Source organism: Chryseobacterium sp. BIGb0232, from assembly GCF_024810195.1.
GTDB lineage: Bacteria > Bacteroidota > Bacteroidia > Flavobacteriales > Weeksellaceae > Chryseobacterium > Chryseobacterium pennae.
The window spans coordinates 515,031-536,211 of the sequence record NZ_JANUEH010000001.1; the positions used below are offsets into that span (position 1 = coordinate 515,031).

The window sequence follows — 21,181 nt, forward strand, 5'->3', positions numbered from 1 at the left end:
ATTGGCACCCTCAAGAACATGATGACAACCTCAACCATTGAATCCAATCCAAAATAGTAACACATGGAAGATCAGAAAACTTCAGCGCACGATCAAAAGCTTTCTGAAAAAAGAGCAGAACAACAGAAAAAATCCAGCGAACCTTCTCCTACCGAAAAAAGAGAAATGGTAATGAACGGAGCTACGCTGAAGTGTCCCTATGCTCAGGGGCCAGGAGAGCTGAAAGTGACCTCCAACGATATCAACCTTCAGGATCAGCCATTTGCGACAGTAGGTGATGGAAACAACATGGTTAACCTTCAGTTTAAAGGAACCTGCGGACATCCCAAATGGCCGGCAAGAAACATGTCTCCCCCACCCTGTATGAGCGTTATCAAATTAACGCCATGGCAAAATCCGGGAACCACTAATATACAGGAACAGACCGTTTTGGTAAAAGAGTCTTATATTAATTGTGATCCTGAATTTAATTCTGCTTCACCATCACCAATTCCGAAAGCGGAAAGTATAAAAAGTGAAATTCAGAATAGTAATGCTCCTAAAATCCTTGATGCTTATTTCGTAAAATGGACTACTGAGAAAGGAGCTGCTGTTGAAAAAGAAGAAGAAGTATTCAACAAAAAACTGGGCAAGAAAGTTACAGTTAAAAAGAAAGTGGATACCAATAAAATAACTGCAGAAAAAATATCTGAACGGGGATTGAGTTACCAGGTTGCTTTAGTCGTTGAGACTGAAGGACTCACAGGAAAGAAAATAAAAGTTAAGGTTAAAAGTGGTAAGAATAAAGTCTTATCAGACGTCAATACTGAGGTAGGTTTAATTGACTTAAAAGAGATAGAAAAAATTACAGATGCTTCAAAATATGCAGGCATAAAAGCAAAAACTGAATTTGAAGTAGAGGTTGATAATCTGGCCAATGACTCCACGATAGAAAATGCAAGTCAGTTCAAAAACAAAGCAGTGGTTAAGCTGATGCTCAATCAGCGTGCTGATGATTTGTCATTTAATTTAGCCAAACTCATTGCTGCAAGTCCTGATAAAGAAGCATCAGTCTATATTGAAGTAACTTCTGATGAACCCAAAGTTGAATATCTGGGGAAACAAGGAAGCGGCAGTTTAAAAAACACTTTTTTAAATGAAGGCGGTCAGTATTTTAAAATCAAATACTTTGAACAGCCGTGGATTGTGAAAGCCCGTGAAGAGCAGGAGCTTGGCATATCTGAAGCTACCCATTGTTCCAAGATCGTGGATGAATATCACGCCATCAACCGACAAAATAAACCCAAAGCCTGTGCTGATACGGGTAACAGTTCCTGGTGCGCCTCATTTGTAGGCTGGTGTCTGAACAAGAGCGGATATTCTGCCCAATTAGATCCGGGAGCTTATTCATACGGTGAAGAAAAGACCAGATACAGACAAGGGTTTAAGAAAAATCCAACCGATAAAAAAGGATTGGAAAAAGAAGAATTTGATGATCCGGTATGGGGAAAACTGATCGCAGGGAATAAACCTTTGCTGGGTTCAATATGTGTTTTATCCAATAAACATCACGTAAGTATGGCTGTTGGAAAGAGCAGTGACGGCAAAACCATATATTATCTCGGAGGAAATCAGGGAAACAAAGTTTGTGTAGGATCTTATTCAGACAGAACCTCATCCATGTATCCTACAGAATATACTAAAAAGACTGAAGATGATGAATTACCTATTTATTATACAAAAAATGAAAAGCTTAGTTACTAGTCTGATATTATTTTTCTTCATTCCTGTGTTCGGGCAAAAGTCTGTGCATGACAGTTTGAAAGTATATTATCAGGATTCATTGATGGTCAGTAAAAATTTTAAAGACGGAACGGTGTCCAATAAACTGACCGTAAAAGTCATAAACCCCTGTAATGCTGAAAAAAACAGGTTTGACGGTGTGGTAACCCTCATCAATGCTACGGTTCAAAATAAACATTATACAGATAATATAACTTACAATTATCCGTATGCACAATCCGGTTTAATCAATTTAAAAACAGGAAATATCTCCAATTTTACAATAGATAAACATCAGGCTGTCTTAATCCCTTTTACCTATTGCGGAAATATGGATAATGACACACAGGTCTCATACATTACGTTTTATAAGCATAAAAAGTATCTGCATCATATCAAATACTATTGTGGAGAAGACAATACCTGCAAAATCAAAGATGATCTGAATGTCACCTTAAAAGATTTGCCTTCCCAATTAAAGTCGAAAGTGATCAAAGACCTGAAAACAAAGTATAAAAACTCAAAGGATTTTTACTAATCAGCTCAAAATGTAATGATATGAGTGACGAACAAGAAAAAGACAGTTATACAGCAAATCCCCGTCAAATAGCTTATGATAAGCAAAGCCAGAAAGATCATGAGGTACATGTGGTGAAAATATATTTTGCTAAGAAGATTCCTAAAATGACCTGGGTACCCAAAGAAGAAACGTATCCTGTAAAAAGCGGCGGGCTGGTATCTGATGTCAAAAAGAAGTATGAACAAAAAGGAAGAAGAAACATACAGGCTGATAAAGAAGATTCGGTAAAATTAAAAGCCAAAGAATCTGTAAAAATTACCTGGGAAGAAGAAGTACAGGAAACGAAGGATGGCCAACCTGTTTTTAATTTCGAAAAACTTGATAAAAGCGTTATTAAAAAGAAAGTCTGGGTGGTCGCAGAATGCCAGGGATTCAGTGGAAAGCTCTCTGTGGAAATCCATGAAAATAAATTAACCAATCCGGAAAACGTATATGATAATCCTGTAAAATTTTTGGATGGTGATACGGAAAAAACCACGATTGAATTCCCAATCAACGGAAAGCTTGAGTATTCTACAGAAATAACGCTGCGTCCTAAAAGTGATCAGGATGTAAAGAAATTGGTAGAAAAATTTGCAAAAAGAGCAGATGTAAATGCTTTTTTATATTTTAAAGCTGAAGTAAAAGATACCCAGGATAAGATTATATTTCCGGATGAAACCCATGAGTTTTTAAATAAAGACGGCGAAAGGTTTGAAATTGCCGGAACGCCTTGCTACTGTAACAGAGATATCACGGTGGATGAAATGATCGATTTAATTTACCATTTAAGAGATGAGCAGAATTACAAATCGAAAAGAGATGCATTTTTTAATGGCGGCAAAGAAAAAATAACGGCTATTGGTATTACCAGCGGAAAGATCTCTGAAAACAGGGATAAGATAAAGCTGTTTACCGATGAAATGAATGCGATGTTTAAGAAATTCAGCATTAAAACCTGTAGAAGAAAAATTCATTTTCTGGGACAGATGTATTTAGAAACCATCAGTTTCACCTATACTTATGAAAGCCGGGACTCTGTTCCTGCCAATTATAAAGGCGGTGTTCCTTTCCAGGGAAGAGGAATGAAACAGATAACCCATGACTATAATTATCTGGCCTATTATGATTATGTGAATGGTACTAAACATTATGACACTTATATAAAGTTCAGATCCGGCTATGAGGGTGTTGGCGAATGCGTAACAAACAGACCAAAAGCACGGGAAAAAGGTCTGGATGAAGCTTTTTATGAAGATTTAAAGACTTATGCCAAAAACATTTCTGAAAATTTATTCCATGCCTTTAATTCTGCCGGCTGGTTTTCCACCATTCATAAGACCGATACTATTACTGCGATGGATAATGGATTGGCAGACTCAGATGTTGAGAAGGTAACACAAGCTATTAATGGAGGTCAAACCAATATAGCGGAAAGAAAAAATTACACCAAGTGGACTAAAGAATTTTTTAAATACGATACAGAATGCGTAAACAAATAATATACCTGTTTTTCCTCCTTTTTTATTCGCTGAACAGCTGCCAGAGTATTTCAGGAAGCAATGACAATATTGCGGTTTTGCAGAACAGGAAAAAAGTAGGATTTATAAATCAGACAAGTGATATAAAGTGTGACAGCTGTTATGCTTTGAGAACGGTGAAAATAGATGGCAGGGAGTTTTCCTTCAGAGTACCTGTTTCTTTAAATAATATTGATAGCAAGAACATCTTTCAGGAAGATTATGAGCTTATATTGGATCAGTCTGCCAAAGACCTGTCAATCAAATACAATAGTCTCAATACTTCTGATTCGCACGTTTTTAAGATTAAAAAAATTAAAAATAATGTTGTTATTACCGGGGTAAGCAAAGTGAGTTCCGCTGTTAATCATCATAAAATAGCCAAAGATGACTATGTGGATTATCCTGCTACTTCAATATGTGAAAAAGATACCCACCATGTATTGCGGCAAAGCCAGGAAATTAATCTGAATTCTTATTTTATAAACTCAGATAAGAATTGCTTTCTGTGTCCTTCGAAATACAGTATACAGGAGTGTTTAGAAAAGAAGAAAACAAATACCAAGTTCAATTGGCAATAGCAAGAGTGAAAAATAATGGAAGCAGTGTTTCCCATACATGTTAAATTAAACCTTCAGGAAGGAAAGAAATTTTACCGCTACACCTATAATGAATATACCACTGCCCATGGGGAAACTCATAGAAGTGAACTCAACAAAGTTTTTCATGTTACGCTGAAGCGTTTAGAAACAGAAGGATTTGAATATCATATTGAAATTTTCGACAGAGTTCACCGGGATAAAGAACTCTCGTCATCAGAAAAGGATTTTTTAGACAGAATAGCAGAGATCAATAATGATGTAAAGCTCATAACAGACGAATATGGCAGATTAAAAAGCATACAGAATCTACCTATTCTCCAGAATAAAGTGGAAAAAACAGTAGAAAAGCTTTCCCGATCTTATGTTGGCAAAAAGGCAGACGATTTTTATCAGTTTTTAAAAACTTTGTACCGGAATGAAGATCTGGTGGCTAAAGATTTTTTAAAGTATAATCATTTCGGAATAATCCTCCATCAGTTTTATGGAAGATACAATGAGAAGGAAGATCAGGTAAGACATAGCATACGCTACCGTAATTTTATGGATAATACCATAATAGATATAGACGAAAGCGTACAGACTGAAGCTATTCGTTATGATAATGAATTATTACTGTTACAGTATACCGGTAATATTCCTTCGGATAAAAACTGGGAAATGTTTTATGGAGAAATGCAGCGAAAGGAAATTGTTTATCACAGTGAAACAGATTTTCCGAAACTGGACAAATATAAAGGGCAGATCTTATTAGATTTTATTACCAAAGAAGTATTGGAACATAAGCTTACTATAGAATTTTCTCTGGGTGAAAACTACCAAAAGAAAATCATCTATCATATAAAAGAAATAAGCCATGAGGAATTATAAAAAAACAGGATGGGTTGAAGAGATAGAAAGCCGGCTGGATGAAAAATCCAGCAAAGGGCTATACTATACCGGTTGTGTATTTTTATTATTTGGATGTCTGAGTCTTACCTCTTTTAAAGAACATAAAACTGCGGATAATCCCCGTGAAGAAATATCAAAAACTCCCGTATTAAAAAAAGAAATATTTTAAAATGGCGACACGTATTACAATAACAGATTCCGGGCAGACGCAGGTTTTAAATGGTCCATTGGCTCCGGATACTCCTGATAACTCGTTACAGCGTATCACTGATGTTTATTTTGCCAAGAAAGTGGTAACAGACGATGGAACAAGAGTCAGTTTTACAAAGATTGATTCTGCCCATGTACAACAAGACCAACAAAACCAAGCGATTCCTTATGATTCTATCTTAGGGAAAACGGTCTATCTGGTCATAGAGACCAGTAATATGACAGACCTGAGTATTGATGCAGTGATAAGACCTTCTGCCAATACTTTGACAAATAATACAGATACATTACAGCTCATGCGTTTCGTATCTCCTGACCGGTATGAAGCACAGAGATTGTTTACAGTACAGGTAGGCAATTTTGATGCGCTTAAAAACAATCAGGGCAGCCATACTCATTACGGTAATTTACAAAGTGATCATATCAATAAAGCCATTATTAAGCTGCAACTCAGACCGGATGGAAGAGCTATTTTTGATGAGTGGACTGAAAGGCTGGCGGAGGGCGTCATCAATCTGGAAGTGGCCGTAGAGAGAACAGACAATAATCCCTGTGCCTATAAAGATGGACAGGAAGAAATCAACGGAGCAGGTATTTTCCTGAATGATGATACCGGAAGATTCAGAGTGGTTAATAAAAATATATATACCATTCACCATGGTAGTAATACGTACAATACTTTAACAGTAATTAATCCAGACCCTGAAAAAAGGAGAAGGATCCAGAAAGTTGTGAATAACCATTCTACTGATATTATTTATTTTTATTACGATCAAAATGATAATGAACACAGAATCTGTTCAAGGCCTAAGGTAAGTGTAACCAGAAAAAGAAGAGTGAATGCTGTTCCACCGTTAGCCCAAAGAGGAGATCTTTCGCAGACCATAGATTTCACGGCAAACAGAGCTGCTGGTGAACAGATTGATGCCCATCAGTTATTGGTGTATACTAATGGAACTCTTGGTGATGGAGCCACCGATAAATGGTACGCCAATCAACCTGGAAATGTAGATTTGGTGGATATGGATATTTTAGCAAATGATGGCGTAGGTCCACAGATTTTTGAAGCATTTAATTATAATCAGAATGGAGTTATTATCCGATATGGATTCCAGCATACCAGAAGGAGGAGTATTCAGCCGGATTCATTTGCAGGTTTCTTAGGGTCATTAGCACAATTCAGACAGGAGGGACACACGCATTATATCGTATCTCAAGGGTTTTCTTACTCAGATGCATCATGTTATCCCAGTGCAGAACACGTGAACGGAGAAGCAGGAGATCTGAATTTATTAACGACTCAGGAAAATGGAGTGAATACCATCCTTAGTGCTGCCAATTTTGATTATGAAAATCAGGTGATTCTTCGAAATATTCTTTATGATTTTGGATTTGAATCAGGCCGGTCAGAGAATTTCTCCAACACCTCCAATGCCAGTACTGATGATGATGTTACTACACGGTTACCACATACCACACATACCGCTACTCCAAGACATAATAACCACTTGCATGTTCACGGTTTCACCCCAATATCAGATATCTATGCCTAAAATTAATATCACTTATTTCACTGTTTTATTTTTCCTTTTTTCCTGTTATTCTAAGGCTCAAACGGAAAATAAGACTATCAGCACAGAAGCCCGTTCAACAGATAAAGGAACTACTATCTTTAATACCAATAAAGCAGATTGTATAAGCCTGCCCTTTGGATATTCAGATCTTTCAAAACAAACAACAGCTGATGTAGTTCTGTCTGTCATACAGAATGAGAATAACATAAAGGAAATTAAGGCATTACGATTTGAAACAGCAGTCCAAAAAGATTTTGTACAGCTTCCTGAAGAATATGATGTTTTCTTGCCATTCAATAAAAATGTCAATGAAAAGCATGACCGGATTAAGATTGCTTCTGATTTTCTGTGTTATGGAAATTATTCACTGTACTTTATGGCTGTTTATAATACTGTTCGTTATGCAGAACCTTTTATTGAAAAAATATATTTAGTTTCAACGAAGAACAACAAGCCGATTGATATGAAGAGGCTCTATCTTCATCATGAAGGAGAAATGGGATTTGCCAGCCATACCTTATTTAATATTGATAAAAATTATATTATTTCTCTACAGGATTATGAATTCAGTGAAAGTCCTTTTACCTTAAAACCTGCACAAAAATACCAGATCCTGCCTTCCGGAAAATTTGCCCGATACTTTGATAAAGATGGTTTATATAAAAATGAAGATGAACAGGGCATGGTGAAAAACCATACCAAAGAAGGAAAATGGATAGAATACAAATCAAACAGCTCTATAGATATACAAAAATATCCTGAATTTACAGATCCTTACACGTATCTGGAAGCGGAATATAAAAATGGGTTACCTTTCGGAACATGGAAGTTCTATAAATTATTGCAAAAATATAATGAAGAAACAGAACAACCCATCATCAATACAAGGAAAAAAGGACGATTAATCTATACTGAAGTGTATAAAAACGGGGCATTGGAAAAACAGGAATTTCAGTAACGTTATCTGAGGTACTGAATTTTGAAATTATATTTCAAAGATCTTTGCTGTAATCAATTCAATAAGACTGTTCACAATTTATCTGTGCCAATATAGACTAAGATGTAATATCTTTAACGTCCAAACTGTTATATAGACACATAATAAAACTACTCATGAAAAACCAATTGATATGCTTACTTCTTCTTGTTTCCGGTTATTTTTTTTCACAAACCATTCCTACTGAAAAATTGGATAATTACTTTAGTTATATTGAAAATAATAATCTGGGAGTTGGAAGCCTGTCGGTTTTTAAAAACGGGAAGGAAGTCTATGCTAAAAATTTTGGACAAAAAAACATTCCTGAACTAATTTATGATCAAAACACCAGATATCAGGTAGGTTCTGTAACCAAAATGATGACCGCTGTTTTAATTTTAAAATTGATTGAAGAAAACAAACTCCATTTAAACGATAAGCTTTCAGCATTCTATCCGGAAATCCCTAATTCCAATACAATAGTCATTAAAAATCTATTGGAGCATACCAGCGGATTGGGAAGTTATGTGGTAAAAGAAGGTGAAGTATGGGTGACCGGAAAAGCAAGTGACCGGGAGATTATGGACCTGATCATTCAACAGGGGAAAAGCTTTGAACCGGGTGAAAAGGTAGCGTATTCAAATTCTGCATACTATCTTCTGACAAAAATTCTTGAAAAAAAACATCAAAAACCGTTTCACGAAATACTTTATTCTGAAATCATAAAACCTCTGAACCTAAAAAATCTGGCGTCTTTCGTGCCTGATCAAAAAAATGTATTTCTGCCCTACCGGTTTGAAAAGGATTCCTGGAAGATTATTGATAAAGAAATAGACTTTCTCAATGTAATGGGTGTAGGTGATATCTCTGCAACGCCCTATGCTCTGAATATTTTCATCAATAACTTATTCCACAACAAGATTTTAAAAAAAGAATCTCTAAAGCTTATGGAACCTGTATTAGGCAAAGAAGATTGGGGAAGAGGGATCGCTATCTGGGATTTTGATCATCATATATTTTATGGACACGGCGGTGATACCTTAGGATCACATGCTCTTCTCATCTACAATAAAGAGGCAGATCTATCTGTTGCTTATGTGACTAACGGAGAACGGATAAAAAAGGAAGACTTCATAAAAAATGTAAGCGATCTGCTTTATAACAAAGAAATTAAACTTCCGGAGATTAAAGGTAAAGAGTAATAAATCTTTTCCAATTTAAATCACCAAAGATAACCCACAACCAATACTTATGAAAATCATCAATTACACAAAAATTTTCAGAGAAGACTGTATCAAAATTTTCAAAAGTAATTTACCTAAGTTTTTTGCTATTGAAGAATTACCTTTCTTTGAAGACTTTTTAGATCAATATACTGAAGAGAACTATTTCGTAGTTAAAATGGATGGTCAGGTAGTAGCATGTGGTGGATTTTTTTTAGATACAAAGAATAATGTGGCTGGATTATCTTGGGGAATGGTTCATGCCGACTATCATGGAAAAGGAATAGGAAAAGCCCTCACTCAATATCGGATTGATTTGTTAAAAAAGACTTACCCTTCCCTGCCTTACAAAATTGAAACCTCACAGCATACCGCTGAGTTTTATAAAAAGAACGGATTCAAAACGGTAGAGATTGTTCCGGATGGATTTAGTAAAGGAATTGATAAATACATCATGATCATGGAAGCGCTTGTTCCCTAGCACACTTACTTAATCATTCTGTCATTTCCACACCATAAACTTGATTTTTTGACTACAATATTTAATTATATTTGAAGACTAATCAATAAATCACTCAGAATGGATGATCATACCCATAAAATAGAACTTAGACCCACAACAGTTGCTGATTTGGATATTCTTTTCCAGTTTCAGCTTGATCAGGAAGCCAGGCACCTCGCTGCATTTACATCACAGGATTCTACCAATAAAGAAGCATATCTTGCTAAATATACACGGTTACTGAATGATCCCACTGTGAATAACCAAACTATTATGATAGATTCTGTTATCGCCGGAAGTATTGCAAAATTCATCATGGAGGGCGATACTGAACTCACCTATTGGATTGATAAAGAGTTCTGGGGAAAGGGCATTGCCACAACAGCATTGAAAAATTTTCTCACCATTGAAACAGCCAGACCAATTTTTGGACGTGTTGCTTTTGACAACCTTGGTTCACAAAAGGTTCTGGAAAACTGCGGATTCACCAAAATTGGTACTGATAAAGGCTTTGCCAATGCCAGACAAGCAGAGATTGAAGAATTTATTTTCAGGCTTGAGCATTAATTCAAAATGGAGATTCTGCAATTCTTTCCCCAACTTCCTTCTCTTCGTTTTCTAAAATTTTCTTATACTCTATTGGACCCGATATTTCATGGGTAATCTTTTTTGCTTATTTTTACATAAAATAAATAAAAATAACATATGAAAAGAATCGTATTAGCAGGGCTAATAACTATGGGAGGGCTTCTAACAGTAAAAGCACAGTGTAAAACAGAAACCGCAATCAACGAAAATTTTGATACATGGAAAGATATTAACAAGTGCTGGACTGCCCAATCAGGACAGGCAATGCTGTATGCCAGTGATAAAAAAATAATCTTTTATTCTATGAACAACCCGGGAGAAAACATGTATTTAGTGACTCCAAAAATTAAAGCTGGAAACTATACTCTTACCCTGGATCTTTCGGATAATGGAGGAGAAACTACACTGGAAATTTTCTCAGTAGACAATGCGTCCGACACAAAATCGTATGTTTCAATCGCTAAACCTTCAAAGATAACGGGAGATAAAAAAACATACAATATTTCTATAAAAAAAGATACACATTTAGGATTGAAGGTTTTACTGAACGGTATTCATCAGGCAGTTTATATGGATAATTTTTCATTGAAACAAAAATAATCAATGACCAAAAATCAGTCTTTACCCAAGTAAGCCTATACAGACTCTTACAAGTTCAATTATGCTCCGAAATCCCATGATTTCGGAGATTTCATTAGCACCAGTTCATAAGAAAAGTAGCGTATTTCAATAAAAATGATGATGACAGTTTTATAGATCAGCATTCTATGGTTTTTCCAGGTTATGCTGTCATTAAAAACTATTATTTGATATTCATTTTTTTCAAGCACAATATCTATGGATTTTAATTTTCATTAAAGTCCATTATAAATGATCTGGGATCTTTTTTCCCTTTCATCTTAGCTTGTAAGTATAAGTTTATCCAATCGTGTTACAGCCAGCTGATTATCAATCTGTACTATTTTTGATCCTTTAACCAGGGTTATATTTTTGATGGCAGGACGTTCAAAATTACGAGTGGTATTCAATTCTGCTGTTGCATCTTACCAGCTTCTTCCATATTGTATGTGATTCTGTTATCCTCACTTATTAAAGGACCAAAAACATCCACATATTCACTAAATGCATTTTGATTATAATGAACGATGACAGGAAATAACTGGCTGGCTTGATAGAACCTTTTATTTTGTAAGGCAGCTTGCATAGCCTGCTCTACTTCTTTTAAAAGAGGTCTGCAGTTTTTCTTCAACAGAAAATCCTTTAGATTGGATTCAAAGAACTTGTCTCCATAGTTATGTAAGAATTGTTTGATATAAGGATATAATTCCTGTTCGCTTTTTCCATTGAATGTCGCAATGTACAATGCATTGGTAATTACATCGTATACGTTATCTTCATGATAGAGTCTGTGGGGTTCAAAATTTTCTTTTTCATCCCATTTTTCATTGACGAACCGATCAAGTATTTCAAATCCTTCGGGTATAGACCATGCGAGTAAAATAAGCATGGCCTGATACACAATATATTGATTGTCATTATGAAGAAGCAGCTTCAATTTTTCTATCCTGCCAACATCCTTTTTTTCAAGCAGCTGTACTTCACTCAAGTCATATCCTTCGTATCCTTCCTCATTATAGTAATAAAGGAGTTCATGGAGTTCTTTATTCATTTTTATAAATCAACTGATTACGTTTTATGAAGCATTCTTGATAAGTTTCAGGATATATACATCCTCACCATCTTTTCGTTCACCTGTAAATTCGAAGCCTACAGAAGTATAAAGGGATATTGCCCGTTTATTGTCAGGATCTAGCCCAATGTAAATCCGCTCTATATTTCCATTTCTTTTTACCTGTTCTATAAAAGCAGTAAATCCTTTTTTTCCAAATCCATTTCCCTGATATTGATGATCTATCATATATCTCAGAACCCAAAAATTACCGTTATCCCTAAAATAAGGTCCGGACATCACAAATCCAATCAACGTTTGGTCGCTGTATATAGCCTGCGGGTTCAACAGCGGATAATATTTTGATTCAGCAATAGATACCGAATTGCTGCACAAAAATTCCTCATCTAACGTGGGCACTCCACTTTTATTAGTGGTCAGCAAACATACCTCATAATAATTGTCTGCGGTAATTTCTCTTAAAGTTATTGACATTACTTTTACTTTTCATTTCCGGTTTATACGAATAAAAATCTATATAAAATATACAAATGTGCTATATTGATCAAAGTGTATTGCTCAGCTCGCGGGCAAATGTAAAAACAGCGGGCAGCCCACCTGTATGCCAGAATAAAACATTAGACTGCGCCGGCAGTTTTTTATTTTTCAAAAAATCCAGCATTCCGTAGAATGCTCTTCCAGTGTAAACGGGATCTAAAAGAATTCCTTCATTTTTGGCAAGTTCATCAATAGCATATCTTTCATTAGCTGTTAACACACCATACCCCGCACTGTCATAATCCCTGTTGAGAACGATTTCTGATGACTCAGTCTTTTTGCTGATATTAAGTTTTGATGTTAATTCCTGAACGATTCCAAAAACAACCTCTTCCAGAGAAACTCCATTGGTTTCGTCTTTATCTATACTGATTGGGATCAGTTCTGCATTCAGATCATAAAGAGCTTTTCCGGCAGTAAGCCCAGCCTGCATTCCGCCAGAACTTGAAGCAAAAAAGATATAGTCTATTGTCATAGCTTTTTCGGCAAGCTGCTGTTTCAGTTCCTCCACAGCATGTACAAATCCTAATGCACCTATGGAATTTGAGCCACCATAGGGAATGATAAAGCATTTATTTCCCTGGCGTTCCAGTTTTTCTTTTAAAAGCTTTATGTCTTCTCCTTTCCTGTTTTTACCTGTAAAATGTATGGCTGCTCCAAGCAGTGAAGACAACAGCAGATTTCCATCATAGGTATCAGGCTGGTCACCGCCCAGAAGCAGATGACATTGCAGTCCCATTTTAGCACAGGCTGCCGCTGTCTGCCTGCAATGGTTGGATTGCTGTGCTCCCGCAGTGATTACGGTATCACAGCCTTCCTCCAATGCCTGTTGTATTAAGAACTCTAATTTTCTGGTTTTATTTCCACCTGAAGCCAATCCGGTATTATCATCTCTTTTTATATAAATACTGTAATCAGGATACAACTTTGACAGGTTCTCCAGCTTTTGAAATGGTGTTGGAAAAAAGCCTAAATCTATCTTATTTTTTTCCATATTTTTATTTTTCGGTGTTTTTAATATATGATTTCTTTTATCCTTTACTTTATCTGTAAATGTAACCAATCCGATACTTCTTTCAAAACAGTTGGTGAATAAGTCTGCTCAATACGTTGGTATTCCTGAGGTGCTCCCGTATCAGATTCCTGAAACAAATGGTTGAGTCCCGGTAATTCTTTTATCGTTACATGCTTGTTTTTAGCCTTTCCTAATGCTTTTTTTATGGCCTTTAAATTCTCCTTTGGAGTGATCTGCAGATCTTTTTCACCGTTAAGGGCTAAAACCGGAATTTTCACTTTCTTCAACGTGGACACAGGATTATATTTGATAAAATACTGCATCCATGGAGTCGCATAGGTATCAATCTGTAAGTTGATGAATTCATCATCCGTCGTATCACCAGCTCTTTTAAGATCCGGATTTTCAGTTAATATTTTTTTTAAGCTGCTTCTGAGGTCTTTTTTTAACTGTCCTATATCAGAGGATTTCTTAACAAGATTAAATATTTTTCTATTGATCATCTCTGTCCCCTTTATTTCTTCTTCGTTGGTTCCGGATGCTTCTGCAATCAGTCTTTGCTGGATTAAAAGTATTTCGTCTCCCGGAATTCCTGGGCCTCCAAGCATTACAATAAACGCAACATCTCTTGATTTTACAGCCACCTGAGGAGCAAGCAGACCTCCTTCACTATGTCCTATCAACCCGATTTTTGCAGGATTGATTTCCTTTCTTGTTTTTAAATAAGCAACTGCACTTTCCACATCAGTTGCTAAATCTACAGAGGTTGCCCTTTTGAAATCCCCTTGAGACAGAGCTGTTCCCCTGTCATCATACCGAAGAACAGCAAATCCGTTTTTGGTAAGATAATCTGACAATACAAGAAAAGGTTTATGTCCTGCCAGCTCCTCATTCCTGTTCTGAGGTCCACTCCCACTTATTAAAATAACAGCGGGGAAAACTCCTTCCCTGCTGGGAAGCGTTAAAGTTCCGGCCAGATGTATGTCGGCCTGTTTATTTTTAAAAGTAATATCTTCTGAATAATAAGAATAGGGCTTCAGAGGCTCCTGGGGTCTGTTGAGTTGAATATCCTGTGCAAAAGCTGAAGTTGAAACTAGCAAAATTGCTATCAGCGATAGAATGATTTTCTTCATTTTGTTAAATTGTTTGATTAAAAAAGTACTCAATGAAATGAATAACTATTTGTAGGAAATCAAGTATAATATCTTTTATTCCCTACAAATATGACTGGATTTATGAAACTTACAGGCTGTATCCGATTTCCAATCCGAAAGACTGGCGCTTTAAGGCAGAAATACTACTCATAGATCCTATTCCGTATTGTGATATATAGGAAGCACTGATCTGAAAGTGTCCGAAATCATAGCCAAACATAGCGGCAGCACCATAATTAAGCTGTTTCAATGATGATTTACCTTCTGCATCCTTGCTGTACATATCCATATCATCCATTTTAGCGCTTATTCCATATCCCAGATAAGGTCCAATCCCGAAAAACAATTTACCTGTTCCCAGCTTATACTGAAAAATACCATAAACAGGAAGTTCCAGATCATAGGATTCTAATTTGGATGTCTCGGCAGTGAACTTATTTTCCATTTCAGAATTTCTGTAATGCAGCATCAGATCAGACTGAAGGGCAAACCAGCTGCCAAAATCGTACTTGAGAAATCCTCCCACAGAACCTCCGAGTTCTGGCGAGCTTTTTGAATACTGACTCTCTGAATCATATTTATAAAAGGTTGAATTGACTCCGCCTTTAAGTCCTAAAGACATTTTTTTCTGGGCCTTTACTGAAGCTGTACCCATAAGAAGTGTTCCCGTAGCAAAAATTGATAAAATTGCCTGCTTTTTCATTGTGAAAAAAAATTTTTGATGAATAAACTGAAATTATTGTGATGCAAAATTGCAGGTTGGAAACACTTATATGAAGACTTTTCCGATCAACTTCAGAATCAACATGATGAAATGTGTTATTCAGTGAATCAAAATTTCACAAAAGTATATGTATTGCATAAGCATTATGCCTATGAATAAAAAGCAGTAAACCCACTGTTAATCCAAAAACGTAAGTTTTACGATAAATTCCGTATCTGTTTTTATGACTTCAATGGTTTTATTGTACAGGGCATATTGTTTTTGCAGGTTTTTCAGTCCTACTCCACCACGGTCAGCAGTAGTTCTCAGCTGAAGGTTATTGGAAACTGTAATTCTGTCCTCAGTTATTTCAATGTAGATCGTCAAAGGGCTACCAGCCGTCGTAATATTATGTTTTACAGCATTTTCTACCAACAACTGCAAACTTACAGGGATTACTTTACGGTTCAGTTCAGCTTTATTGACCACTTCCACACGTAAATTGTTTCCAAACCGAATCTGTTCTAAAAATATATATGAATCCAGAAAGGCCAACTCTTCCTGAAGGGTAACCAATGGTCTTTCATTGGTCAGTAATAAATAACGGTACACCCCTGACATTTTTTTTGCAAATAGATTCGCTTTTTCTGCATCTTCGTAGGCCAAAGACGACAAAACATTCAGGCTGTTAAATAAAAAATGAGGATTGATCTGGGCTTTCAAAGTATCATACTGATATTGTATTTTTTCTTTTTCCATGATGGCAATTTTGTTTTCAGCATCCACTTGTTGCTGATTGTAAAAAAAGATTTCAATTAACAATACCACAATACTGTTCCAGAGAAGAATAAAAATCCCGGATTTAATAATGTCCGGACTGTTCTTAAATGCAGATATCCCTAAAAGTGAAAGATTGACCAGAAAAATTACAAATACAGAAAACAATGAGGAAATAAACAGGTCCAGCGCAACATGCAGATATATATTTCTTATTTTTAAATACTTATAAATAATATTAATAATAAGAAAATCCATCAATGCAATCCCTACAAAAGGAAGTAAATTGATGACAAAGAAATCCCAAAAGTTTCTTTCCTTCCCGGTCAGTATCTGAAACATATAATAGAAGCAAACCAGAAGGATTGTCACGATCAGCACAAAGGCAATACTATGCTTTTTATCTATTTTTTTCATCATTTTCAATGCTCTCCGTCTACCCATTTAAGAAAATCCGGCACCCGCTCACGACTGACTAAAACTTCATGCGGGCAATCCGGCTGGAATAGAAGTTTCAACCGGCTGTTGAAATATTTGGAGATTTTTTTAATAGACGTAATATTGGCAACACAATTTCGTGAAACCCGGAAAAATGTTTTTTTGTCTAACTGGGTTTCAAGTTGGTTTAAGGTATAATCAATAACCAGTTTCCGGTCGGAAAATGTATGTAGGAAGACTACTTTTTCCTCACTGTAAAAAAAGGCAATATCATTGCTCTCTATATGGCTATAGCTATCACCGATCTGAATAAGAAAACGGCTTTTTTTGTATTGTCCCAATAATGCCGCTTCTATTTTTTTATAATCAAAAGTCTGTTCTTTTTCAATGTTCCGGCGTTGCAGTTTTTTCAATGCGGCCAATAAATTGGCTTCTTCAACCGGCTTCAAAAGGTAATCTATGCTGTTTAATTTGAAGGCCCTGATAGCATACTCATCATAAGCGGTAGTAAAAATAATCGGTACTGAAACCTCCAGCTGTTCGAAGATTTCAAAGCAGTTTCCATCCGCCAGACGAATATCCATCAGAATAAAATCCACCTGATTATCTTTGAGAAAATGAACGGTATCTACTACGGATTCTGTCCTGGCAGTCAGCGTATAATCAGGGCACAGCCTTACCATCATACGTTGTAATTCCAGGTATGCAAAATGTTCATCTTCTACGATCAGATATTTCATATTCTACATCATTTATTGTAAAAATACGGATTGTTGGCTTCAGAAAATCAAAATACAGATTAAGTTTATAATTAAGGGGATGAAATGTAGAATAAGCACAATCAAGCACATCAAAGCAGGCAAGTAACACTGCAATATTCTCTAAAGTCTCTTAGACTTTGGAGGTTTTATCTTAAACCCATCATAACAGAACTGTATTTCAGGAGTACTATGTCTATTATACTCTTAAAGATAATAGACGTAGCAAGAATTACGTTCTAAAAGGGGCTCAGCGCATTTTTTCTGCTTTTTAATTGTATTTTTTTAAAAAGGTTTTCAGTGTATTATAATATACCTCAGGTGCTTCAAATGGTGTATTATGCGAGGCATTTTTTAGGTATACTAATTCTTTATCTTTCTTGGGTACATTTTTAAGCGCCTTATAAATCGTTCTGCCCTGCTCAACTCCAATAGCATAATCATATTCTCCCTGAATAACAAGTACTGGTTTTTTGATGACTTCCACTTCATCTACAATATTCAAATTGTTGTAAGACTCTGTATTCATAAAAACTTCGTTGACATATTCAAGCTTTTCCATAGCTTTTTGAAGGAGTTCAGGAGTATATTTTACCCTGGCAAAAAAAGCAGGATCACTTAGTAATTTTGCTTTTTTTTCTTTCAACTCCGGTTTAGCCCAATATACATCAAAGCCCAAATCTTTTGGAAATTCATATCTCACCTTATTCATATTCTGAAAAAAATCTTTGAATCCACTCGTTTCAATCTCATCCAATTTTGTCAGAATTTCTAAATATCTTTTTTTCTTTATAGAATCGGTCGTAGTTTTTAGAAGTTCATTAGCCAATTGACGTTCATGTGAAATCAAGGCAAAGTTTCTTTGTGGACTATCTACAAATCCAGAACTGCTAATAAATGAATTAATTTTTTCCTGATGTTTTAGTAAATACAAAAAACCATAGGTTCCCCCCCAGGATGTGCCCAAAAGATTTATTTTTTTGTTGGGGTATTTATCTTTTATATAATCTACTACATCATCTAAATCTTTTACAAATTGATCTGTTGTAAGCATTGATTTGTCTTTGAATTCATCAGATTTTCCTCCTCCTCTCTGATCAAAGTAAACCACTAAATAATCTTTTTCAAAGACATCTCTATAAAACTCATGGTCTACAGAAAAAGCACCAGGACCGCCATGTAATGCTATAATTATGGGCTTTTCTGAATTACCCATAACACGTGTATAAAGCTTCGATTGGTCAACCGGTATAAAAAACTCAGTATCTATTTGGGTTTCTGTTCCTTTTTTTTGTCCCTTGCAATAATTCACCGTTGTAAAAAAAATCACTGTGAAACAAAGTAAAATATTTTTCATTTTTATCTAATTTTGGATATGTTATGGAAATTTATAATTAATCAACTCCATAAACAACCAAATATAACCTATTCAGACTGAAATTAATTTATTTTTTTTAACCACCTATCTCATTTAAAGTTTAAGAGTAAAATCTAGAATAGCCATAAGCGAGCGTGAAACTGTTTTCCAGCATCACTTCATCTACTATATTGACAATATCTTTGGTAGGTATTTTTTCTATGACAAGAATGGTATCTGTTGTAAAGTGTGACATGGTTTTCGTTAATTATTATTGATTTTCTTTATAAAAAAGCTTTCGAAGGACGAAGGAGTTTGAGAAGGTCGATGGCTTCGTATTTTTATTTACCAGGTTCTGCTGTCAATGGTAAAAGAATTACTCATTATATGTTCTTTTATTTTTTCTAAACTTTCTTCCATACTGATATAATTTCTAGAAGCATGACCAACATCTCCTACAATGTATTCATAGTCTATCAATTGGGATATTTTCAATATAAGTTCTGTCTGTCTGTCAGTACCATCAAATGCCAGATCTTTATCACTAAAAGAAATCTCAAACCCGTGAAGAGATTGATCATCCCATGTCAAATAATTGATCCCTATTTGAAGTCTAAAATCAGGATGTCTATACGAAAGCAGTCCCAGAGCCTTCCAAGAACAGATCAGATCTATTACCTGCTCTTCTGTCATTGATTCATCCAGTTCTACATAATCCTTTTCTTCCTCGTGTCGGGTATCGTTAAACACTATTATTTCATCTTCATCTTTTTCCAACAAAACATCTACAGACCTTAATTTTTCATTAAAGTCCATTATAAATGATTTAGGATCTTTTTTTTCTTTTAACAGGACTAATGTTTCATCAAAATTGCTCATTTTTCACTCTCTTTTATTTCTTTTCTATCCTATCATCAAAACAGGATAGCCAATATAAATCCGGCCGATCATATTATTTCCTGATCGATAATCTTCATGATTTCCTTTGCTCTGGCTTCATCTATAAATTCTCCCGGTGTTGGATCCGGATAATAACTTAATGCACCTTTAAAAGGATACCATTCCCCATTATAATATTCTTCTCCGGGCTTTGCTTTATCTTTATACATTACCGCTCTTAGCAAAGAATATTCTTCTTCGTTATCGAAAATGTCTATATCAAGGTGATAAAATAAAACTCTTTCTATGGTATCTTTCCCGTTCATTTTTCAAATAAATTTATCTGTTTTTATACTGTCTGGTATTGACCATCATTAATTGTTTTGCTGGTTTTTCTGCAGGCATTGGTCATTCATTCAGTTTAAAAAAGAAATACACTACCGCCGCCCATTCTTTTTTAATGCCTTTAGCATAGCCAATAGTACTACGGCTACTGTTTTCTACTGTTCCATCATCTTTAATATAACCAAGTGTGGAACGACTGCTGTTTTCTACTGTCCCGTCTTTTTTAACATAGCCTATAGTGGAACGGCTGCTGTTTTCTATAGTTCCGTCACTTTTGATATAACCGATTGTTGAACGGTTTTTATTCTCAATAGTACCGTCACTTTTAATATATCCAACTGTGGAACGGCTGCTGTTTTCAATGGTACCATCACTTTTGATATAACCTGTTGTACTGCGGCTTCCTGATTCAATGGTTTGTGCACTTGCCATGGAAAGGCTAAACAGAAGAGAGCAGATGAATATTATTTTTTTCATGGTTTAAAATTTTATTTGGTTATTAATTATAGATCATTTGACCGATCAGAAGTTTATACTATTAACCTGATTCTATAAAGTAAAGGTACGAAAGATCAAAAACAAATATCAAGCAGTTTGCTATTTCTTGTTTAAAATCCCCCATTCTCCCGAGTCAGAAGCTTCGGATTAGAAAACGTAAATTTCATTACCAAAAAAATACAGTATTTGAAATTTGTTTTTTTGATTACAATATTTAATTATATTTGAAACAAATCATTCTCCATCAGAAGCCTCGTTTGGTGGAAAATGAGAAAACTAATGTATCTGATTTTTAACCTTATCCATGAATAAAAGAAAACTATTAGAGAAAAAAGAATGGGAATATTATGTTTTTGAGGAAAACAACACCATTGAATTATCTGTCCCAATCCCCAATCCAATCCCCGGATTTGATATTACCTATACCCTGAGTGAGCCTGAAAGGGAAAAATATCTACATACCGGTATCAAAGCCCTTGAAGAAAGAATACAGGATATGAAAGTCAATTTTTCAAATTATAAGATGAATTCATGGAGATAATACGGTATCATTCACAGAAAAGCCATTCTCAAAAATTATGGGACTTTGAACAATGAAGGAAATGTTCACTTTCTAAAAAAATAAAC

The 21,181-nt window shown here is 35.4% G+C and carries 25 protein-coding genes; 13 read left to right on the forward strand and 12 right to left on the reverse strand.

Translation table 11 applies throughout. From position 1 onward, the window contains the following. Positions 1 to 63 precede the first annotated feature (63 nt). The 12 genes from M2372_RS02170 (at position 64) to M2372_RS02225 (ending at position 11,003) form a co-directional block, all read left to right on the forward strand. A complete protein-coding gene (locus M2372_RS02170) occupies positions 64 to 1,743 on the forward strand; it encodes a PAAR-like protein (protein WP_123318544.1) in 1,680 nt (559 codons plus the stop codon). Next, positions 1,724 to 2,299, forward strand: a complete 576-nt coding sequence (locus M2372_RS02175) for a hypothetical protein (RefSeq protein WP_123318543.1) — start codon at positions 1,724 to 1,726, stop codon at positions 2,297 to 2,299. Before M2372_RS02170 ends, M2372_RS02175 begins: the two co-directional genes overlap by 20 nt. 20 nt (positions 2,300 to 2,319) lie before the next feature. Next, complete coding sequence (locus M2372_RS02180) at positions 2,320 to 3,822, forward strand: hypothetical protein (RefSeq protein ID WP_123318542.1); 1,503 nt, start codon at positions 2,320 to 2,322, stop codon at positions 3,820 to 3,822. After that, on the forward strand, positions 3,807 to 4,421 hold the full coding sequence (locus M2372_RS02185; protein WP_123318541.1) for a hypothetical protein: 615 nt from the start codon (positions 3,807 to 3,809) through the stop codon (positions 4,419 to 4,421). The genes M2372_RS02180 and M2372_RS02185 overlap by 16 nt, the downstream gene beginning before the upstream one ends. 15 nt (positions 4,422 to 4,436) lie before the next feature. After that, a complete protein-coding gene (locus M2372_RS02190) occupies positions 4,437 to 5,309 on the forward strand; it encodes a hypothetical protein (protein ID WP_123318540.1) in 873 nt (290 codons plus the stop codon). Beyond that, positions 5,296 to 5,499, forward strand: a complete 204-nt coding sequence (locus tag M2372_RS02195; RefSeq protein WP_123318539.1) for a hypothetical protein — start codon at positions 5,296 to 5,298, stop codon at positions 5,497 to 5,499. The genes M2372_RS02190 and M2372_RS02195 overlap by 14 nt, the downstream gene beginning before the upstream one ends. Before the next feature lies 1 nt (position 5,500). Beyond that, positions 5,501 to 7,093: a hypothetical protein gene (locus M2372_RS02200; RefSeq protein ID WP_123318538.1), complete on the forward strand. Its 1,593-nt coding sequence runs from the start codon at positions 5,501 to 5,503 to the stop codon at positions 7,091 to 7,093. Beyond that, entirely contained in the window at positions 7,086 to 8,072 is a 987-nt protein-coding gene (locus M2372_RS02205; RefSeq protein WP_123318537.1) for a hypothetical protein, read from the forward strand. The genes M2372_RS02200 and M2372_RS02205 overlap by 8 nt, the downstream gene beginning before the upstream one ends. Positions 8,073 to 8,227: 155 nt before the next feature. Beyond that, on the forward strand, positions 8,228 to 9,292 hold the full coding sequence (locus tag M2372_RS02210) for a serine hydrolase (RefSeq protein ID WP_123318536.1): 1,065 nt from the start codon (positions 8,228 to 8,230) through the stop codon (positions 9,290 to 9,292). Positions 9,293 to 9,341: 49 nt separating this feature from the next. Further along, entirely contained in the window at positions 9,342 to 9,794 is a 453-nt protein-coding gene (locus M2372_RS02215) for a GNAT family N-acetyltransferase (RefSeq protein ID WP_123318535.1), read from the forward strand. Between the two features lie 99 nt (positions 9,795 to 9,893). Beyond that, on the forward strand, positions 9,894 to 10,382 hold the full coding sequence (locus tag M2372_RS02220) for a GNAT family N-acetyltransferase (RefSeq protein ID WP_123318534.1): 489 nt from the start codon (positions 9,894 to 9,896) through the stop codon (positions 10,380 to 10,382). Positions 10,383 to 10,520: 138 nt separating this feature from the next. Then, the gene (locus M2372_RS02225; RefSeq protein ID WP_123318533.1) at positions 10,521 to 11,003 is read left to right on the forward strand and encodes a hypothetical protein; all 483 of its coding nucleotides are present in this window, start codon (positions 10,521 to 10,523) and stop codon (positions 11,001 to 11,003) included. 424 nt (positions 11,004 to 11,427) lie between these two features. On the opposite strand, the gene M2372_RS02230 is transcribed toward M2372_RS02225, so the two are convergent. The 12 genes from M2372_RS02230 to M2372_RS02285 form a co-directional block, all read right to left on the reverse strand. Continuing rightward, the gene (locus M2372_RS02230) at positions 11,428 to 12,072 is read right to left on the reverse strand and encodes a hypothetical protein (protein WP_123318532.1); all 645 of its coding nucleotides are present in this window, start codon (positions 12,070 to 12,072) and stop codon (positions 11,428 to 11,430) included. A gap of 24 nt (positions 12,073 to 12,096) precedes the next feature. Continuing rightward, positions 12,097 to 12,567, reverse strand: a complete 471-nt coding sequence (locus M2372_RS02235) for a GNAT family N-acetyltransferase (RefSeq protein ID WP_123318531.1) — start codon at positions 12,565 to 12,567, stop codon at positions 12,097 to 12,099. 70 nt (positions 12,568 to 12,637) lie between these two features. Continuing rightward, the gene (locus M2372_RS02240; RefSeq protein WP_123319091.1) at positions 12,638 to 13,624 is read right to left on the reverse strand and encodes a D-cysteine desulfhydrase family protein; all 987 of its coding nucleotides are present in this window, start codon (positions 13,622 to 13,624) and stop codon (positions 12,638 to 12,640) included. Between the two features lie 44 nt (positions 13,625 to 13,668). Continuing rightward, on the reverse strand, positions 13,669 to 14,778 hold the full coding sequence (locus M2372_RS02245) for a S9 family peptidase (RefSeq protein ID WP_123318530.1): 1,110 nt from the start codon (positions 14,776 to 14,778) through the stop codon (positions 13,669 to 13,671). A gap of 109 nt (positions 14,779 to 14,887) precedes the next feature. After that, positions 14,888 to 15,502, reverse strand: a complete 615-nt coding sequence (locus M2372_RS02250) for a porin family protein (RefSeq protein ID WP_123318529.1) — start codon at positions 15,500 to 15,502, stop codon at positions 14,888 to 14,890. A gap of 198 nt (positions 15,503 to 15,700) precedes the next feature. Then, on the reverse strand, positions 15,701 to 16,699 hold the full coding sequence (locus tag M2372_RS02255) for a sensor histidine kinase (protein WP_228455645.1): 999 nt from the start codon (positions 16,697 to 16,699) through the stop codon (positions 15,701 to 15,703). A gap of 2 nt (positions 16,700 to 16,701) precedes the next feature. Next, entirely contained in the window at positions 16,702 to 17,457 is a 756-nt protein-coding gene (locus M2372_RS02260) for a LytTR family DNA-binding domain-containing protein (RefSeq protein ID WP_123318528.1), read from the reverse strand. 289 nt (positions 17,458 to 17,746) lie between these two features. Further along, the gene (locus M2372_RS02265) at positions 17,747 to 18,832 is read right to left on the reverse strand and encodes an alpha/beta fold hydrolase (RefSeq protein WP_123318527.1); all 1,086 of its coding nucleotides are present in this window, start codon (positions 18,830 to 18,832) and stop codon (positions 17,747 to 17,749) included. Positions 18,833 to 18,953: 121 nt separating this feature from the next. Beyond that, positions 18,954 to 19,088, reverse strand: a complete 135-nt coding sequence (locus M2372_RS02270; protein WP_259080562.1) for a hypothetical protein — start codon at positions 19,086 to 19,088, stop codon at positions 18,954 to 18,956. Between the two features lie 89 nt (positions 19,089 to 19,177). Next, positions 19,178 to 19,711, reverse strand: coding sequence for a hypothetical protein (locus M2372_RS02275; RefSeq protein WP_123318526.1), 534 nt, complete (start codon positions 19,709 to 19,711; stop codon positions 19,178 to 19,180). A 68-nt stretch (positions 19,712 to 19,779) separates the two neighbouring features. After that, positions 19,780 to 20,037 (reverse strand): hypothetical protein, encoded by a 258-nt coding sequence (locus M2372_RS02280; protein WP_123318525.1) that lies wholly within the window; start codon positions 20,035 to 20,037, stop codon positions 19,780 to 19,782. Positions 20,038 to 20,119: 82 nt separating this feature from the next. Then, positions 20,120 to 20,533 (reverse strand): 5-fold beta-flower protein, encoded by a 414-nt coding sequence (locus M2372_RS02285; protein WP_123318524.1) that lies wholly within the window; start codon positions 20,531 to 20,533, stop codon positions 20,120 to 20,122. Positions 20,534 to 20,858: 325 nt separating this feature from the next. Between M2372_RS02285 and M2372_RS02290 the strand changes: the two genes are divergently transcribed. Further along, entirely contained in the window at positions 20,859 to 21,095 is a 237-nt protein-coding gene (locus M2372_RS02290; RefSeq protein WP_115970695.1) for a hypothetical protein, read from the forward strand. The last annotated feature ends 86 nt before the right edge of the window (positions 21,096 to 21,181 follow it).

Excerpts from the sequence above, each read along its gene's own strand:
- M2372_RS02170 (WP_123318544.1), top strand. The coding sequence starts at position 64 with ATGGAAGATCAGAAAACTTCAGCGCACGATCAAAAGCTTTCTGAAAAA.
- M2372_RS02175 (WP_123318543.1), top strand. The coding sequence starts at position 1,724 with ATGAAAAGCTTAGTTACTAGTCTGATATTATTTTTCTTCATTCCTGTG.
- M2372_RS02180 (WP_123318542.1), top strand. The coding sequence starts at position 2,320 with ATGAGTGACGAACAAGAAAAAGACAGTTATACAGCAAATCCCCGTCAA.
- M2372_RS02185 (WP_123318541.1), top strand. The coding sequence starts at position 3,807 with ATGCGTAAACAAATAATATACCTGTTTTTCCTCCTTTTTTATTCGCTG.
- M2372_RS02190 (WP_123318540.1), top strand. The coding sequence starts at position 4,437 with ATGGAAGCAGTGTTTCCCATACATGTTAAATTAAACCTTCAGGAAGGA.
- M2372_RS02195 (WP_123318539.1), top strand. The coding sequence starts at position 5,296 with ATGAGGAATTATAAAAAAACAGGATGGGTTGAAGAGATAGAAAGCCGG.
- M2372_RS02200 (WP_123318538.1), top strand. The coding sequence starts at position 5,501 with ATGGCGACACGTATTACAATAACAGATTCCGGGCAGACGCAGGTTTTA.
- M2372_RS02205 (WP_123318537.1), top strand. The coding sequence starts at position 7,086 with ATGCCTAAAATTAATATCACTTATTTCACTGTTTTATTTTTCCTTTTT.
- M2372_RS02210 (WP_123318536.1), top strand. The coding sequence starts at position 8,228 with ATGAAAAACCAATTGATATGCTTACTTCTTCTTGTTTCCGGTTATTTT.
- M2372_RS02215 (WP_123318535.1), top strand. The coding sequence starts at position 9,342 with ATGAAAATCATCAATTACACAAAAATTTTCAGAGAAGACTGTATCAAA.
- M2372_RS02220 (WP_123318534.1), top strand. The coding sequence starts at position 9,894 with ATGGATGATCATACCCATAAAATAGAACTTAGACCCACAACAGTTGCT.
- M2372_RS02225 (WP_123318533.1), top strand. The coding sequence starts at position 10,521 with ATGAAAAGAATCGTATTAGCAGGGCTAATAACTATGGGAGGGCTTCTA.
- M2372_RS02230 (WP_123318532.1), bottom strand. The coding sequence starts at position 12,072 with ATGAATAAAGAACTCCATGAACTCCTTTATTACTATAATGAGGAAGGA.
- M2372_RS02235 (WP_123318531.1), bottom strand. The coding sequence starts at position 12,567 with ATGTCAATAACTTTAAGAGAAATTACCGCAGACAATTATTATGAGGTA.
- M2372_RS02240 (WP_123319091.1), bottom strand. The coding sequence starts at position 13,624 with ATGGAAAAAAATAAGATAGATTTAGGCTTTTTTCCAACACCATTTCAA.
- M2372_RS02245 (WP_123318530.1), bottom strand. The coding sequence starts at position 14,778 with ATGAAGAAAATCATTCTATCGCTGATAGCAATTTTGCTAGTTTCAACT.
- M2372_RS02250 (WP_123318529.1), bottom strand. The coding sequence starts at position 15,502 with ATGAAAAAGCAGGCAATTTTATCAATTTTTGCTACGGGAACACTTCTT.
- M2372_RS02255 (WP_228455645.1), bottom strand. The coding sequence starts at position 16,699 with ATGATGAAAAAAATAGATAAAAAGCATAGTATTGCCTTTGTGCTGATC.
- M2372_RS02260 (WP_123318528.1), bottom strand. The coding sequence starts at position 17,457 with ATGAAATATCTGATCGTAGAAGATGAACATTTTGCATACCTGGAATTA.
- M2372_RS02265 (WP_123318527.1), bottom strand. The coding sequence starts at position 18,832 with ATGAAAAATATTTTACTTTGTTTCACAGTGATTTTTTTTACAACGGTG.
- M2372_RS02270 (WP_259080562.1), bottom strand. The coding sequence starts at position 19,088 with ATGTCACACTTTACAACAGATACCATTCTTGTCATAGAAAAAATACCT.
- M2372_RS02275 (WP_123318526.1), bottom strand. The coding sequence starts at position 19,711 with ATGAGCAATTTTGATGAAACATTAGTCCTGTTAAAAGAAAAAAAAGAT.
- M2372_RS02280 (WP_123318525.1), bottom strand. The coding sequence starts at position 20,037 with ATGAACGGGAAAGATACCATAGAAAGAGTTTTATTTTATCACCTTGAT.
- M2372_RS02285 (WP_123318524.1), bottom strand. The coding sequence starts at position 20,533 with ATGAAAAAAATAATATTCATCTGCTCTCTTCTGTTTAGCCTTTCCATG.
- M2372_RS02290 (WP_115970695.1), top strand. The coding sequence starts at position 20,859 with ATGAATAAAAGAAAACTATTAGAGAAAAAAGAATGGGAATATTATGTT.